The organism is Paenibacillus sp. GCM10027630 (assembly GCF_042676305.1).
Classification (GTDB): Bacteria; Bacillota; Bacilli; order Paenibacillales; family NBRC-103111; genus Paenibacillus_S.
Window position 1 is genome coordinate 146375 of the sequence record NZ_JBHTGY010000036.1, and the last position, 16693, is coordinate 163067.

15 protein-coding genes are annotated in these 16693 nt (G+C 47.4%); 9 read left to right on the forward strand and 6 right to left on the reverse strand.

The genetic code is table 11. The features are described from left to right. Window positions 1-351 precede the first annotated feature (351 nt). The 8 genes from ACFQ0C_RS17605 (at window position 352) to ACFQ0C_RS17640 (ending at window position 9102) form a co-directional block, all read left to right on the forward strand. The gene (locus tag ACFQ0C_RS17605) at window positions 352-1536 is read left to right on the forward strand and encodes an ROK family protein (RefSeq protein ID WP_379368364.1); all 1185 of its coding nucleotides are present in this window, start codon (window positions 352-354) and stop codon (window positions 1534-1536) included. Window positions 1537-1587: 51 nt separating this feature from the next. After that, window positions 1588-2643: a zinc-dependent alcohol dehydrogenase gene (locus tag ACFQ0C_RS17610; RefSeq protein ID WP_379368365.1), complete on the forward strand. Its 1056-nt coding sequence runs from the start codon at window positions 1588-1590 to the stop codon at window positions 2641-2643. A 3-nt stretch (window positions 2644-2646) separates the two neighbouring features. Next, window positions 2647-3909: a nickel pincer cofactor-dependent isomerase, group 22 gene (locus ACFQ0C_RS17615; protein WP_379368366.1), complete on the forward strand. Its 1263-nt coding sequence runs from the start codon at window positions 2647-2649 to the stop codon at window positions 3907-3909. A gap of 11 nt (window positions 3910-3920) precedes the next feature. Then, the gene (locus ACFQ0C_RS17620; protein WP_379368367.1) at window positions 3921-4235 is read left to right on the forward strand and encodes a UxaA family hydrolase; all 315 of its coding nucleotides are present in this window, start codon (window positions 3921-3923) and stop codon (window positions 4233-4235) included. After that, complete coding sequence (locus tag ACFQ0C_RS17625) at window positions 4236-5405, forward strand: UxaA family hydrolase (protein ID WP_379368368.1); 1170 nt, start codon at window positions 4236-4238, stop codon at window positions 5403-5405. 50 nt (window positions 5406-5455) lie between these two features. Then, the gene (locus tag ACFQ0C_RS17630) at window positions 5456-7150 is read left to right on the forward strand and encodes an IlvD/Edd family dehydratase (RefSeq protein ID WP_379368369.1); all 1695 of its coding nucleotides are present in this window, start codon (window positions 5456-5458) and stop codon (window positions 7148-7150) included. 133 nt (window positions 7151-7283) lie between these two features. Then, window positions 7284-8300 carry a D-2-hydroxyacid dehydrogenase gene (locus ACFQ0C_RS17635; protein ID WP_379368370.1) on the forward strand — a complete coding sequence of 339 codons (1017 nt, stop codon included), beginning with the start codon at window positions 7284-7286 and terminating at the stop codon, window positions 8298-8300. Beyond that, entirely contained in the window at window positions 8275-9102 is an 828-nt protein-coding gene (locus ACFQ0C_RS17640) for an MBL fold metallo-hydrolase (RefSeq protein WP_379368371.1), read from the forward strand. Before ACFQ0C_RS17635 ends, ACFQ0C_RS17640 begins: the two co-directional genes overlap by 26 nt. A 537-nt stretch (window positions 9103-9639) precedes the next feature. Here the strand turns inward: ACFQ0C_RS17640 and ACFQ0C_RS17645 are convergent. Next, window positions 9640-10011: a Rieske (2Fe-2S) protein gene (locus tag ACFQ0C_RS17645; RefSeq protein ID WP_379368372.1), complete on the reverse strand. Its 372-nt coding sequence runs from the start codon at window positions 10009-10011 to the stop codon at window positions 9640-9642. Window positions 10012-10013: 2 nt separating this feature from the next. Then, a complete protein-coding gene (locus ACFQ0C_RS17650) occupies window positions 10014-11138 on the reverse strand; it encodes an amidohydrolase family protein (protein ID WP_379368373.1) in 1125 nt (374 codons plus the stop codon). A gap of 182 nt (window positions 11139-11320) precedes the next feature. On the opposite strand from ACFQ0C_RS17650, the gene ACFQ0C_RS17655 reads away from it, so the two are divergent. Then, the gene (locus tag ACFQ0C_RS17655; RefSeq protein WP_379368374.1) at window positions 11321-12178 is read left to right on the forward strand and encodes a helix-turn-helix transcriptional regulator; all 858 of its coding nucleotides are present in this window, start codon (window positions 11321-11323) and stop codon (window positions 12176-12178) included. 220 nt (window positions 12179-12398) lie between these two features. On the opposite strand, the gene ACFQ0C_RS17660 is transcribed toward ACFQ0C_RS17655, so the two are convergent. The 4 genes from ACFQ0C_RS17660 to ACFQ0C_RS17675 form a co-directional block, all read right to left on the reverse strand. Then, window positions 12399-13526 carry a glycoside hydrolase family 88 protein gene (locus tag ACFQ0C_RS17660; protein WP_379368375.1) on the reverse strand — a complete coding sequence of 376 codons (1128 nt, stop codon included), beginning with the start codon at window positions 13524-13526 and terminating at the stop codon, window positions 12399-12401. Between the two features lie 19 nt (window positions 13527-13545). After that, window positions 13546-14580 (reverse strand): zinc-dependent alcohol dehydrogenase, encoded by a 1035-nt coding sequence (locus ACFQ0C_RS17665; RefSeq protein WP_379368376.1) that lies wholly within the window; start codon window positions 14578-14580, stop codon window positions 13546-13548. Between the two features lie 208 nt (window positions 14581-14788). Next, window positions 14789-15652 carry an AraC family transcriptional regulator gene (locus tag ACFQ0C_RS17670; protein WP_379368377.1) on the reverse strand — a complete coding sequence of 288 codons (864 nt, stop codon included), beginning with the start codon at window positions 15650-15652 and terminating at the stop codon, window positions 14789-14791. 144 nt (window positions 15653-15796) lie between these two features. Beyond that, entirely contained in the window at window positions 15797-16615 is an 819-nt protein-coding gene (locus tag ACFQ0C_RS17675; RefSeq protein ID WP_379368378.1) for a hypothetical protein, read from the reverse strand. Window positions 16616-16693: the final 78 nt, after the last annotated feature.

The window sequence follows — 16693 nt, forward strand, 5'->3', positions numbered from 1 at the left end:
TTTAGGAAGCGCTTACCTTTATGATACGCCCTTTAAAACGAAAATCAGATTTGAGTTTATTTAGTTTAAGAGTTAAATTAAATAAATCCCACGAACACAGATTATCAAACATATTTTCCCAAGTCAATATAGCTATTTAATAATTTATAAATTTTATTTTTTATACACAAACACTTTTCAACGCTGATTTATTGGGTTATAATTACGTTGAACCAGCTGATTGCCCATCAGTTTGTTTGTTCATCAGATTTGTTTTGTATTTGTTTATTAGTTAAACTAGAAACAATAACTTGTTGCCCTATAGTTTATACGATAAACTTAATTCAACTAATATATCTATAGGGGGATCCCATGATAAAACGCGAAATGACCGGAGATGCGGACCTCATCAAGCAAATTAATATCATGCTTGTCATGAATCTTATCCGTGAAAAAGGACCGATTTCCAGAATCGAAATATCCAAAATATCGAAACTCAATAAAGCAACTGTTTCTTCCATGGTCGAAGAGCTTATTGCCAAAAGGTATGTAGTCGAAATCGGCGAAGTCAAATCGAAACGCGGCCGCAGGCCTACCCTTCTAAATTTTAACGGGGATGCCGGCTATGTGATTGGTATCGAGTTGAATGTCGGCTTCATGACGGTAATCGTAGTCAACCTGAATGCCGGCGTGCAATGGAAGAAATCGTATCTCATCTCTGACAACGAAAAAGAAATCGTTGATCAATTGTTCAAAGCGATCGATGAAGCTCGCAGTGCCGTTCCGCAGTCCGCTCTCGGCATCATCGGTATTGGCATCGGGGTCGTCGGCATCGTCAATCACGAGACAGGCACACTCGTAATTGCGCCTAACGCAGGCTTGCAAAACCTGCCGTTAAAGCATCTGGTGGAAAGCTACACGGGGATTCAAACTTTTGTCGATAACGATTGCAATACTTCAGTGATCGGGGAATCGACCTTCGGGGCCGGCAAAGGAAGAAATCATCAAATTTTACTCAGCGTCACCAATCGAGGTATTGGCGTTGGCATTTTTATAGACGGGAAAGTATTTCGGGGACAAGATGGGTTTGCTGGAGAGATGGGACATATGACCATCAATATGGAAGGCCCGCGCTGTAACTGCGGCAACCGGGGCTGCTGGGAAATGTACTCCTCGCCTCAAGCGCTTATACGCAATTTTATGAAAAACAAAAATATCGAAACTCCGCCTAAGGTGGATGAAATTATTGCGCTTGCCAATGCTGGCGATAATGGAGCGATTACAGCCTTGACGGAAACAGGCGAATTTCTGGGAATCGGACTCGCCAACGTCGTCAATACATTTAATCCGGAAGTCATTATAATCCGGGGCGACATGGCCAAAGCTGATAAATGGATACTTAATCCAATTCACCGTACATTGTCGGAACGATGCTACTTCTATGCTTCAACCCGAATAGACATTGTTCCGAGCCGTTTCGGCGAGCTTGCCGCCTCCATTGGCGCAGCCTGTGAAGTCATCCACTATTGGTTTTATTCCTACGAGCAAAAGCTGTAGAAGCTTGTACAGATCTCTGTAGGCTTTCGGGGGTGAAAGGATGAATGAAACATGTCAACTAATGAAATGCTGGCCGTCATGGTCGATAAAGAACGGGTCATGCATGTACGCCCCACCGAAAAGCCGGCATGCAGCCCATATGAGGTGTTGGTGCGCGTCCGCTGTATCGGCGTTTGCGGAACGGACCTTCATTTATACCAAGGCTTACAAAATCATCGTGTGACCTTTCCCATTATACCGGGCCATGAGTGGTCGGGAGAAGTTGAAGCTGTCGGGGAGAACGTCAGCGAATTTACCATCGGCCAGCGGGTAGTCGGCGAGGTGACCATTCCTTGCGGCAAATGCGTAAACTGCCGCAAAGGCAATTACAATATATGTCCGAAGCGCGTTGAAAACGGTGTCTTTGGCCGTAACGGTGCTGCTGCGGAATACATCGTCGTGCCAAGCTACGCGCTTCATCCATTCTCACCGAATTTGTCTTTCGAGGAAGCTTGTTTGATTGAGCCGACAGCTGTAGCTTACCGCAGTATTGAGAAGGTAAGAGTGACGCCGGCCGATCATGTGCTTGTCGTTGGCGCCGGACCGATCGGACTGCTTACTACCGCTATGGCAAAAGCTTTCGGCGCATCCTCCGTAACCTTGGTCGATTTGCGGCAAAACCGTCTGGACGTCGGCAAAAGGCTTGGTGCCGACCATACGATCAACCTATCCGCCGACAATTATACGGCCAAAGCGCTGGAAGTGACTGGCGGCGAGCTTTTTAATGTGATCATCGAAGCGTCTGGCAGTGCATCCGCCTTTGAAAGCTTGTTTGAAGTTACCGCACCGGGAGCAAGAGTTTGTCTGGTCGGCATTTTTGAGCGAAGAGCCGAGATTGACGCCAATATTATCGTCCGCAAAGATTTGGAGATTTACGGCTCAGTTTCAAGTCCAAACGTATGGAAACAGGCCATCCAAATGGTCGAGCAGCAAAAAATCCCCGTTCGTGAAATCATTACCCACGAATACGAGCTCAAAGATTTCGAAATCCCATTGCTACAAATGGAAACTCGAGATCCGCATATTATAAAAGCGATCGTCAGACCCCCCTCGACAAGCGGGGTGTAAGCTGTGGATTTATTTGAGGTTCGGTTATCATTTCCTTCTGAGCGGCTAAGCGAGATTGAGGATACAGTCCGGCGAATCGTGACAAATTCGCTTGGCATCCGCAGTTTGCCGGAAAACGCCACCGTAGCGATTACAGCGGGAAGCCGGGGCATCACCGACTTTCCGATAATAGTGCGAGCTATTGCATCCGCACTTCGCAATCTTTCGCTTCACCCTTTTGTCGTTCCGGCGATGGGCAGCCACGGAGGAGCTACCGCGGAAGGCCAAGTCGATGTGCTGCGCCATCTGGGCATTACCGAACAATCCGTGGGAGCTCCCATTCTCTCTTCTATGGACGTGAAGCTGCTCGGGTATACGCCTGGACCATCGCCGTTTCCGGTTTATATGGATCAGCATGCCTGTTCTGCCGACGGGATCATCGTGGTCAACCGGATTAAGGCTCACACAGCCTTCCGTGGAAGCATAGAAAGCGGGCTGAGCAAAATGATCGCAATCGGTCTCGGTAAAATCACCGGCGCCTCTTTTATCCACGGTGCGGGGGTTCAAGATATGGCTATAAACATCGAGGAGGTTTCCAAGTATGCGCTGGAGCATGCACATATTGCATTAGGCATAGCCATACTTGAAAACGGATATGACGAGACCGCCGATATCGTAGGTGTTGAACCGAACGAATGGCACAGTAAGGAAGCCAGACTGCTGCTCCGTTCTAAGGCGATGATGCTCCGGCTTCCTATTGACGATATCGATCTGCTGGTTGTTGAGCAGATGGGAAAAACATTCAGCGGTTCCGGCATGGATCCGAATATCATCGGCCGGTGGAGAATTGCCGGTATGCCGGAGCCTGCTGCACCCAAGGTCAAACGACTGGTCGTGCTTGATCTTGCAGATAGTTCCGGTGGCAATGCCCAAGGTATCGGCCTGGCCGATTTCACCACGAAAGCGCTAACACAGAAAATCAATACGACCGCTACGTACACTAGCACTATCACAAGCACCTTTCTGCAGCGAGCGATGCTGCCGATGACTTTTGACAATGAGAAAGAAGCCATAGAAGCTGCCCTGCGCAGTTTGGGACCTGAACGTGAGCCCACAAAAGTGAGCCTGGTGCAAATCCCAAACACGCTGCATCTGGAGAAAATGTTTGTATCCGCTTCCGTTCTGGAGACGATGAAGCGACAAAAAGTACCTTTCGAATTAATTGGAACCAGCAGCTTAACTTTTGATGCTTCAGGATGTATCGTTTCAAAAATAACCCGTTCTTGAAGGAGAACGTCATGATGAATAATAATGATTCCACAGTGAGAGGTTACGATAAAACCGCACTTGTTCTGGATCCGCTTGATAATGTCGCCGTGGCCTTGGTCCCGCTTCAAAAGGGCGACCGCTGCGTCATCAGGTTTCCAGACCGATTGGATGAACTGACAGCTGAAGAAGCGATTGAATTCGGACACAAAATCGCACTTAAAGATTTCGAAGCCAATGAGCCTGTTATGAAATACGGAGAGGAAATCGGCAAAATGTGCACAGCCATCCATAAAGGATGCTGGATTCATAACCATAATATGTACTGCGAAAGGGGTTTGAAATAAATGTCCGACTCCTTTTTGGGGTACTATCGTAAGGATGGCTCGGTCGGCGTGCGTAATCTGATTGCGGTCATACCCTCTGTATTCTGTTCTGCCAAGGTCGCTGAGCGAATTGCTTATCAGGTGCCGGGATCTATTTATTTCCGGCATCCTGTAGGCTGCAGCCAGGTGGGAGAAGATCTGGAAGTAACAGCCAGGACTTTGATCCAAATCGGCCGCAATCCTAACTTCGCCGGCGTTGTCGTGGTAGGACTCGGATGTGAACGGTTCTCTCCTTATGAGCTGGCGGATGGCATTGCGTCTACTCAGAAAATGCTATCCACTGTTGTTATTCAAAAAGAAGGGGATTCGCTAGCCGCCATCCAGCAGGGGACAAAATATGCGCGTGAAATGCAGCAAATCGCCTCACGCCAAACTCGTGAAGAAGCACCTGTCAGTCACCTGATGATCGGACTTAACTGCGGGGGATCCGATATGACCTCGGGCCTCATCGCCAACCCCGCCCTCGGCATAGCCTCGGATATGCTTGTAGCCCAAGGAGGCTCATCCATTCTAAGCGAGATCACGGAGTTGATCGGCACGGAGGAAATATTGGCACGACGTGCGGTCAACGAGAATATCGCTGCAGAAATCCGTGACATTGTAGCACGGACTGAGGAAAAGCTGCGGCGGCAAACGCAAAATTCAAGCAACGTCAACCGAACTCATCTCATTTCTAAAGGAAACTATGACGGCGGTTTATCAAGTGTGGTCGAAAAGTCACTTGGAAGTATGAAGAAATCCGGCAATGCGCAGTTTAGCGGAACTGTGCAGTATGGAAAAACGCCTGACTCAAAAGGTTTGCTGTTGCTGGATTCACCCGGGCACGATGGCGAGGTTTCCACCGGACAAGTCGCAGCCGGCGCCCAAATGATTCTGTTCCCTTCCGGAAGGGGCACGCCTACCGGGTTTCCGGGCGTACCCGTCATCAAGATTACCGGTAATCCCAAAACGTACCAAACCATGAGAGAAAATATCGATATCAATGCAGGCAGTGTACTGACAGGCGAAAAAACACTGAAGCAAATGGGAGAAGAAATATATCAGGAGATTCTCGATGTGGCCTCCGGCAAAATGACAAAAGCCGAGCTGCTCGGCCACGATGAGCAATTTTGCATCACCCGGCTCCCTTAACCTGTTCATACAAGATTATGAAATTGACATTTGAATGGAGGTTACCAACCATGAGCAAGTCCTACACATCCTATGGGGACCGGGGATTCAGCCAATTTTTGCGCAGAGCCTTTAATCGTCATCTAGGATATAGCGAAAAAGATTTCGATAAACCTGTTATTGGTATTTGTAACACATATAGCGAAATTAATCGTTGTCACTCCCATCTTGGCCCTTTGATCGAAGCGATTAAACGGGGTGTGATTATGGCGGGCGGTGTGCCCTTGGAGTTCCCCACCATTTCACTGGGTGAAATCAATACGAGCCCTACAACCATGCTTTACCGCAACCTTGCCGCTATGGATACGGAAGAGATGATTCGTGCGCAGCCGATTGATGGAGTGGTTCTCTTAGGCGGCTGTGATAAAGTAACCCCTGCCCAGTTGATGGGTGCTGTAAGCGCAGACATCCCGGCCATCATGTTTACAGGTGGCCCCATGGCCAACGGTGAATACGAAGGGCGTACCTTGGGCGCTTGCTCCGATTGCCGATATTTTTGGCAGGAATACCGCGGCGGCAAAGTTAGTGAGGAAGAGCTTGTTAAAATCAATACAGCGTTAGCCCCAACAGCTGGACATTGCATGGTTATGGGCAGCGCAAGTACAATGGCTGTCTGCTCCGAAGCTTTAGGTCTGATGCTTCCAGGTGCGGCTGCAATACCTGCAACACATAACCAAAGGTTAGCCGCTGCACAGGAGACAGGCAAGCAGATTGTTGAGGCAGTAAGACTGGAACTTAAGCCGTCAAGAATACTCACTCAGGGCAGCTTTGAGAACGCAATCAGGCTTCTTATGGCTGTTGGCGGTTCCTCCAACGCTGTCATCCATCTCATCGCCATAGCTGGGCGCATGGGAATCGAGCTACCGCTCAGCTTATTTGATGAATTAAGCCGAACAACTCCATTCCTCGCCAATTTAAGACCTGCGGGAAAATATCAAATGGAAGATCTGTTCCGGGCAGGGGGAGCTCCCGCTGTTCTTAAGGAACTCTCCCCTCTCCTGCATCTAAATGAAATGACTATCACCGGTCAACCTATTGGCGAGTGGTTGAAGGATATCACGATCTCCGAAACGTATCGCGATATTGTCCATCCTTACGATAAGCCGCTTCACCCTGAAGGCGGTATCGCTATTTTGCACGGCAATCTGGCTCCGAATGGTGCCGTCATTAAGACGAAGGCCGCTTCCAAATCTCTGCTTTCGCATTGCGGTAAAGCCATCGTCTTCACCTCGGTCGAAGACTTGGAAGCACGTGTAAACGACCCTGAGCTGGATGTAAGGGAAAACGATATTCTCGTACTCCAGTACGCTGGACCCATCGGTGCTCCGGGTATGCCGGAGGTGGGTATGCTGCCTATCCCGGATAAGCTGCTGAAGCAGGGCGTGCGTGATATGGTGCGCATTTCCGATGCACGTATGAGCGGTACCGCCTTCGGCACCGTCGTGCTGCATGTTACACCGGAAGCTGCGGTCGGTGGAGTGATCGCTCTTGTAAGAACGGGGGACGAAATTGAACTGGATGTAGAACGCCGCTCTCTGCAGTTGCTGGTGACTGAAGAAGAGCTGGCGAGACGTCGCAGTGAATGGACACCTCCAGAAATTACAGGACGAGGCTACACTAGGCTTTACCAGGAGCATGTGCTACAGGCAGATAAAGGCTGTGACTTCGATTTCCTTCTGCCTGAAAGTTCAAAGGAACATAAATAACCCCATAAACACGATAGTCTGAATACAAACAGACGCCCTTATACTAGTTAATACATATAAGGGCGTTCTTTGTTACGGACGCATAATTAATGTATTCGCTACGACAAATCAACTATCAAGGAGCTGTTCCTGCATGAATATCGTAGTATTGGACGGATTTACTTTGAATCCGGGAGATTTAGATTGGGGACGGCTCGAAGCCTTAGGCAATCTTACCGTATATGAAAGAACGCTGCCTGAACAGCTCATGCAGAGAGCCGCAGAGGCGAACTTGCTTCTAACTAATAAAACTCCCCTACTCAAAGAAACGTTGACCGAGCTTCCGCATCTCCGCTACATCGGTGTACTGGCAACAGGTTATAATGTTGTGGATGTTCAAGCTGCTGCAAGTCGCGGTATTCCCGTAACTAACGTTCCCACCTATGGCACTCATTCTGTCGCCCAATTCGTTTTTGCCCTGCTCTTGGAATTATGCCATCGGGTTCAAATGCATGGGAACGCTGTACGGGATGGAGAATGGGTTCGATCATCGGACTTTTGCTTCACTCGCTCCTCACAAGTTGAACTACAAGGACGTACGCTCGGATTAATAGGCCTCGGCAGAATCGGGAGTCAAACCGCACAAATAGCAGCTGCCTTTGGGATGAAAGTCATTGCCGTCGGCAGCGGACGTACCCAACCTGCACCTGTGGCAGGGGTCGAATGGGTTTCACTTAACGACCTTCTCCGGCTATCGGATGTAATAAGCCTGCACTGCCCGCTTACCCCTGAGACGACGGAATTGATAAACGCAGAACGCATTCGAATGATGAAGCCTTCGGCTTTCTTGATCAATACATCTCGCGGTCCTCTCATCCGTGAACAAGATCTTGCTGATGCTTTGTGTGAGGGACGTCTAGCCGGCGCCGGTCTGGATGTACTGTCCGTAGAACCGCCACTGCCAAGCAACCCGCTGCTTTCAGCTCCAAACTGCATTGTTACGCCACATATTGCTTGGGCAACCAAGGACGCACGAGGCCGATTGATGGATACCGCCGTGGATAATGTAAGAGCATTCCTAATAGGTGAGCCAATAAACGTAGTGAACAACGCATATCTGGAAATCCGAAAGGGGGAAGACACCAGTGGCTCGACAACGTTTCGGAGCTGATTTAATCCATGAAATGAACAATACGAGAGTCCCGTACGGCATGCTTGCCATTTGGTTTTTGGGACAGGAGAGCGTCGTTGTAAAGGGTGGTGACACGACCGTCTATATTGATCCTTATTTATCCGAGAACCCAAAAAGGGCGTTTTCGGCGCCAATCCAACCGGAACATATCACTAATGCGACATATTGTTTGATTACTCACGATCATCTCGACCATTTGGATCTTGCTACAGTGTCCGTGATGGGGCGCAATAATGCGGGGACCCTCTTTATGGCACCTGGTTATTGCCACGCTGAAATGCTGAATCGGGGCATTTCTCAAGAACAATTGCTACTAGCTCGAACCGGGGAGTGGTGGGAAGGATCTAATATTCATATTAAAGCAGTTCCCGCAGCTCACGAGGAACTTGAATACGATGCTGAACTTGGCCATCGGTATGTCGGATATATCATGAAGCTGAATGGGGTCACGCTATATCATGCCGGAGATACGATCATCTATCCAGGGCTGGTCGATTCATTGAAGGAAGAAGCCATCGATATTGGCATGCTGCCGATTAATGGGAGAGACGCCTTCAGATCTTTAAGATTGCAAGGAAATATGAACTATAGGGAGGCAGTCGAGCTTGCCGTTGCTGCGGATATGGACACCGTTGTTCCTTTGCATTACGATCTCTTCAAAGGCAACAGTGAAAAGCCGGGCTACTTCATCGATTATTTGCATGAGCACTACCCAGAGCAGAAGAGTCACGTGTTAGCCCGGTATGAGAAATTCATTTATGTATCAAAGGAGTTTCCCTAACTAGCTTTCTAATTCATCAACCTGCCATTCCAATTGCTTTATGTAATCTAAAAGCTGGACTTGTGTTATCTTGTTCTCAACAACACTGATAAGCTCGTCCACTTCAGTTATCTTCTTTTTTGTAGTATTCTAAGAAGCCTGCCATAAAAGCAGGCTTTTTAGACATTTATTCTGTCATCGCTTTACCTTATAAAACTCATGATACAGCATTTCTGTAAATTTAACTTTTCGGCTCCAGCGGAAGCTGGGGATTCAGTCCATAAATGATTCATGCTTCGATACTTCTCCCCCTGGGGAAAAAATAGCTCGATTTCAGTAATAGAGTTCATTAACACGGGTTCAATTCTTCGACTGTCACGAGGTTTTGTTTGTCATTTTGTAAGGGATTGCGATGAACCTGTTCATGAGTACCTTATCCAGACCCGGCACATTGGCTATTAGTTCTGCAAAGCGGTTCAAATTAATCCAAAAAAACTTATCCGAGCGCACAGCCTGGAAAATGTCTGCCCATCCTCGGATAAGATCTCATTGGTACTGCTACATCTCGATGTATACTTTTCCCTGCTCCACCGACAAATCAAACGTTTCTACTACAACCTCGTAGGTTTTTGTGCGGACTTTATTATCTACAACTAGACTGCCGGTTTTAATGTCAAATTCCCAATGGTGCCAGGGACAACGAACGATTTCCCCTTCTTGTTCGTAAACAAATTGCCCGGGCAGCGGCGATGTGACCCACGAAGTAACCGGCCCTTTGCAAAGATGCGCCCCCTGATGAGGACAATAATTAAGAATGGCATGAAGCTTTCCGGATAATTTATAAATGCCTACGCTCCGCCCTTTTACATCAACAATTTTCGGTTCGTCCTCTGTGAATTCATCAACTGTTCCTAAATAATGGTGCGCCATCGTTATTCCTCCGATTTGTCCGGCATAGGCAGGCCATAGTATTTGGCAGCGTTATAGTAAAACACATTATTTGTTGTTTCTTTGTCCATTTTTGGGAAAACTAGCTTTGGCGAGTCGAAATCCCAATGCGGGTAATCGCTGCAGAAGAGCAGCTTGTCCTTGGCGTGCATAGCCTCGAACAATGTATCGAACGCTTGTCGGTTCGGCGTTTCCTCAATCGGTTGGGAGCCGATGAACATGTTGGTAAGAAAATATTCGCTAGGCTTTTTCTTCACCCAAGGCGTCTGCTCGCGCAGTGCTTTCCAATCCTGGTCAAGACGCCACAAGTAAGGAGCGACCCAGAAGACGCCGCCTTCGATAAACGCCACTTGTAGCTCCGGAAATATTTCGAATACGCCTTCGAAGATAAAGCTGGCCATATGGGCCATGTAAGCTTGCGTACGGGCAGCGCGGTATTCAATATAGTAAGATGGATAGCCTACATTCGTAGCAGGTGCGTTCATCCCATCGCCGATAGCTCCTACATGCATGGTGAAATTGATTCCATGCTTCAAGCAAGCCTCATATATCGGATGAAACATTTTATTTCCGTAAGGATGATGCGAGCCCGACGGAACATAAGCCTGAACCATTCCGGGATGGGAGCCGAGCCGTTCGATTTCCCGAACCGATGCAGCTACATCGTGAATCGGCAGGTAGATGGAGCCTCTGAACCGGGGCTCCTTGTCGAGCCAATGCTCAATCGTATAATCGTTGAAAGCGGAACACAATGCGGCCGAGTAATATGTATCGGCAGTGTTCGTGCACGCTATAAATTCTCCTGTCAAAATTCCGTAGCGGATGTCGAAAGGATCCAAAAGCTGGTCGATCATGAAATCAAGATCCGAACCGGCAGGACCGCCTCCTGGAGGGAAAGAATCGGCTCTTTTTCCGATGCTGCCTCCGTTCATCGTACCCGGCCCCCCACCAAAATTCGGTCCCCACAGTTCAATACGCTCCCTGTATTTACGCGGCAAGTAAGGGAACAGCTGCTTGATGTCCTTATAAGTATGATGGATATCGCAATCAATAACTCCAACGCCTTTGCGTTCCTTTGTCTTCTTGGCCGTTGCTTCTATCAAGCTCATAATTTCATCTCCTCTTCTTTGTTTCGGCAAGATTTGCATTCGCATGTTTCACATATCTATCATAAAACCAGGACTGCTAGCCGCAAATGGTAATTCGTCATTATGGTTTGTCATTTTGTAAGGTCAATGCTATACTTTAGCCTACTGGCAACAGACCGAATTCAGGGGGTACGGACAGAATAATGGGCAAGCGGCAGAATTCTGATATGTATGAAGAATCACGCAATTATGTTGTTGACGAGTTGGCCTTGAACGGCGGCTTATGGCCGGTCCGGATGGGACGCATCAAATCAGGCCCGGAGCATCGCTTCCCGCAGCGGATGATCGATTATTACGCATTGCATTTTGTTATGAATGGAAAGATTCGTCATGTCTACGAAGAACAGCAGATTGAGCTAGCCAAGGGCGATGTATTTTGTGCATATCCGGGCGTCGTATACCGCCATTTCATTATTCCGTCCGACCAGCCCTTGGAAATGATTTGGGTTTCCATCGATGGCGGGCAAACTCCGCTGCTGCTCGGGAAAGCCGGCTTCCGTCCAACTGTCCCTTATGTCCGAGGTTTGATCGGTAAAGAACTCGAAACATCGCTTGTTCATTTGTTCAGTCAACAGGAAGATAACGGCAGCCGGAGACAAGTCGAATTGATTGCGGCAATCTACCGTATATTCGGACTTATGATTCCGCAAAAAAGCACCGACAAGTCCGATGCCGGACCCGCTGCTTGGATTCCCCGAAGCTTAGAGTACATGAATATGCATTACACCGAAAATATCAACGTGCAAGACGTTGCTGCGTATATATCGGTTCACCGGGCTTATTTCTCCAAAATATTCAGCGAGCAGACCGGAATGACGCCCATTCAATATTTGCAAAAGCTACGCATGGAGAGAGCACTTCAGCTTCTGCAGCAAACACGGCATACGGTCACGGAAATCGCAATTATGCTTGGTTATCCCGATTTATATTCCTTCACCCGGGCGTTCAGCAAGCATTACGCAGCATCTCCGAGTAAACTTCGCGAAAAAATGCGGCAATGACCGGTAGTCAATCCATAACTAATTATCGGCCTATCTTTTACATTCCATCTATCAACAGACTCGGATATGACAAAAGCCACCCTTTCCTTGATAAAAGGAAGGATGGCTTTGTTTTGGATACAACACTTTATTCTTCCATATAATAACCCCATGCAGCTAAAGATTGTTGCTGGCAATCACTGTATCATTTTTTGACCGTTTTGTGCCCACTCCTCATTCGTTAAAATATAAAATTATTCCAGCCAATTAGCTTAGCCATCGCTTCCACATAGTAATAATCACCGTAAATCAGCGATACGCTGACATACCTTTCGATCGGCTTGTTACCTGTAGCTTCAAGCAATATGCCCTCGAATTCAGGCCGATCCAGCGTGCTATAATGTTGCGACAAAGATTGCATGATCGATTCTGCAGCTTTACGGTATACTCTTCCTTCTTCAGCGGGCAGATGCTCTGCGATTTCCAGCAGACCGGATGCCCCGATGCTTGCTGCTGATGTGTCTCTTGGCTCACCGGTTAAATCAGGAACGCGGAAATCCCAATGGGCGACGTAGTCATCCGGAAGACAGCTAAGATAATAATTCGCGGTACGCTTTGCGGCGTCCAAATATTTTCTGTCCCCCGTATATTTGTACGTATTCGCCATTCCATACAGAGCCCAAGCCTGCCCCCGGCTCCAAGAGGAGGTCGGCGAATACCCTTGACCCCCCGCGTATTCCTTCACTTCACCCGTATCCGCATCGAACACGGTAATGTGATGCGATGACCCGTCTTCGCGGAGCGTATGCCGCAGTACCGTATCCGCGTGTGCACGCGCGATTTGGGCAAATCGCGGATCGCCCGACTCTTGCGATGCCCAAAACAAAATCGACAGGTTCATCATCGTATCGATGATCGAACCCCCGGGGCGGTCTTCCTGATTTTGTGCCCGCAAAAAGCCTCCGGCCAAGTTAAAACGGCCAGCTAATATGTTCGCAGCCTGTAACCCCCTGCGTCTGGCGTCAACGTCACCTGTCAATTTATATTTAATCACCGCTGTGCTTAGAAATTGAAAGCCTACGTCATGATGAAACCGATTCTCTCGCAAAAAGCACTGTTCGATCCGTTCATCCCAAGACCATGCACCCTGGCGATACTTTTCTTTGCCTGTCATATCGTATAAAATCCACATCATACCCGGCCAAAAGCCGGAAGTCCACCAATCCAGGATTACATCGTCATAAACACCAGACACAGATGCATGAGGACATTTTTCACCCATTTGCTCCATCATCCGATCCACTTTCGTTTGTATCTGGCTCCACCATCCAGACCACGATGCTTCCTGCATTCCTGTAAAGTTAGTCATCAATTCTCGTCTCCCCTCGTTATACGTTCGTTTCACAATCGATCATTACATGAATCGTGTCGCCTTTATGCTCATTGCGCAGCTTAAACGCTTCGGCAATATTACTTAAGTGGACTACATGCGTAATCATTTCCTCCGTATTGACCAGTCCATCTAGTACAAGCTGCAAGCCTTTATCAAAATAATAGCGATTATCGATATCCCGCTTTGGTTCCGTCGAATAGATATCGAGCCTCTTCTTATGAACTTTGAAGAAATCGACCGGCTTATGGCAAGTTCCAATGCACCCGTACATTACGATGCGCGCATTCTGGGAAGCCGCATTGATCGCATCGACCATTCCGTCCCCCTCCAGCAAGCAGGGAATGACCACATCGAAGCCATCGGGGAAATCTTTGCCCAAAATATCCATCGTATTCGCGTCCGGCGACGGAATCTTATAGGTATGGGTTGCCCCATACTTGCGGGCCAGTTCCAGCTTTTCATCGTACAAATCCGTTACCACAAGGTTTCGCGGACTGTATAAGCTAACTATCTGCGTCATCACCAAGCCACTGACGCCTTGTCCGGTAATCAGCACATTTTTATGAGGGGAAATATCGCCAAGCTCTGCGGCATGAATAATGCCGGGGAGCACTTCGATCAGCGAACCTTCAATGAGCGGAAGCTCCTTTGGAAGAACCTTTACAGAAAAAGGCGTACAACAAACATATTCAGCAAAGGCCCCCCAAATATAACGAAGTGCTACAGGATCCCCCACCTTGAGACCGATTACATTAAGCCCTACTTTATCAATAATGCCGGCCACTTCATGGCCAAGCCGTGTCGGATACGAGACAAATTCTGGCTCGCGAGCCCCGCGAAATACTTCCACATCACTGCCGCATATGCCAACCCATTTCACCTTTACCCTTACTTCCCCTTCAGCAGGCTCGGGAATAAGCGCTCTTTTTAACGTGATATTCCCAATCTCCTCCACAACGGCGCACAGCTGCGTACCTTCGCCATCATAATCGACCAACTGCATTGGCGGAACGGACATTTTTCTAACCATTCTCTTTAGCTCCTATCGCTATTGAATTACGTTACAGAAAATCTAAAAAAAATTTCTACTGAGGCCTTCGCGTCTAATCGGTTAAGCCCTATACTTTCTAATAATAAAGAAACACATAAACCCCGGATATGGTTAATACTCACTTGTTTTTGTCATTCCTCACCTTTTACGCAAAAAAAACTTCCTTCCGCATTTGCAGAAGGAAGCTCTATCTCACGATTCTCCACTCATTTAAAAAGTCATGCTCCAATATAATGTCCTTTCCAACCGCATTAAGTAGTGAATCTCGATACTGGGAAGGGGATAGACCTACTTGCTTTTTTAAAATTTTACTAAAGTACGGCAGCGTCCATCCTACCTTATCAGCTACTTCAGATATGGATAGTGATGTAAATTCAAGATATTCTTTGGACTTTTCCAGGCGGATGGCTTGTAGAAATTGGATGGGCGTAATACCCGTTTTATCGTAAAATATTTTGATCAAGTAGTTCCGATTAAAACCAAAATGCTTCGCTAGCAGATCAAGTGTAATTTTTTCGGCAAAGTTTGTTTTCAAATAGTGGACCAGTGGCTCATTATCATCTACCGAAGGCAAAGCAGCGTAAGGGCTCGCGTGAACGGCAGTCCCACCCAGCAGCAAGGATACCAATGTGCTCTTGAAGCCTGCTTCGATCCGTAAAGGGTGAACGGACACCGGATTTCTCATTTGCTGAAGCGACATTTTATACCACTGCTTGATCTCCGATAATTCCGTGCCCCTGCATATACAATACGGTTCAGCAGAGCCTAGGGCTTTCAAGATTCGGGAATCAGACAATCGAAATTTAAAATCCAGAGTTATCGTATCCTTCTTAAATTGAAAGCTGTGTGATACCCCACGCAATAATAAATACGCCGCGCCTTCCTTTACCGTGTATTTCTGCTCCCCAATGCATACCTCACCATCTCCAGACAAAATAACGAGCAACTGCTCATAATCATTATGCTGATGCGGCTCCACTCGACTGCTTGTTGAATAATCAATACGTGCAGTCCAAAGTAGTTGTAATTGAGAGTCTCTTAATTCATTCATATGCCCCGCTCCTAGGATCATCGTAAACTTGTTTCATAAATTATGTGAATCTATAATATACCACAAACATGTCTTAATCTAGGAAAAAAGCTGCTTGAACAAATTCACCCCTCTTCATTATGAACAGAAGAAGGGTGGAGCATCCTACTGCTTGGTGATGGAAAAATTCGCAAAATATACTTTTGCATCATTCAGATTTGTTATGTCTTCTAGGCTGCGATATATGCCCCATTTGGGGCGAATGAAGTTGCCGCTTCTCCACATATCCACTCCGCTGCTTTTGCTGTAAGATGCCAGTGTGGTTCCATCCAACTTCTTCAATGAAACGGATAAAGATCCGTTATCGCTCATTTTTGCCGTTACTGTAGCCTCGATCCAAGTCCCCTGCACGCTCGACCAGTCGATGCTTTTCAGAATCGTATCGCCACTGCTGCTCGAAGAGCTGTAACGAATCTGCAGCTCATCTCCAGAGCTTGTTTTAGCTCCGCTAAATGTTACGATCGGATGATCGTTGTCGCCACCCTCACTTTTCAGCTGAAAGATATGGGTGAACCGTTTCGACACAAGCATCGTGCTATCGACCTTGAACTTCCATTTGTAAGTTAGCGTTTCGCCCTGGAAACCTTTCAGATTATCATTGGAACCTGCATATACCTTGATCTCATTACGTTGATTTCCCGTTGTCGTTCCTGTAGGATCACCATCAGCATCACGGTGCAGATAAAAAATAAAGGCATTTCCTACGGGCGATTGTGTCGTCTCTTTAATATGCTGCAAATCATCAAAGCTATCTGGGGCTTCAATCGCATCTGGACCCAAAACGTTTTGAATCAGCTTATAGGTGGGAAGTCCATTATTCGGTCCGTCCGAATCCAAGTTCGTTGTAGTAGCTGCCGAAACGCTCGATTGAATCAAACACATCAACAGAGCCGTACACAGGGTCACCACTTTAGCTTTTTTCATCAAATCCACCTCTTTTTCAAATTTTTTAAGAAATCTACTTTCACTTTATAATGTTAGCGCTTTCAACCCCTTCTATTT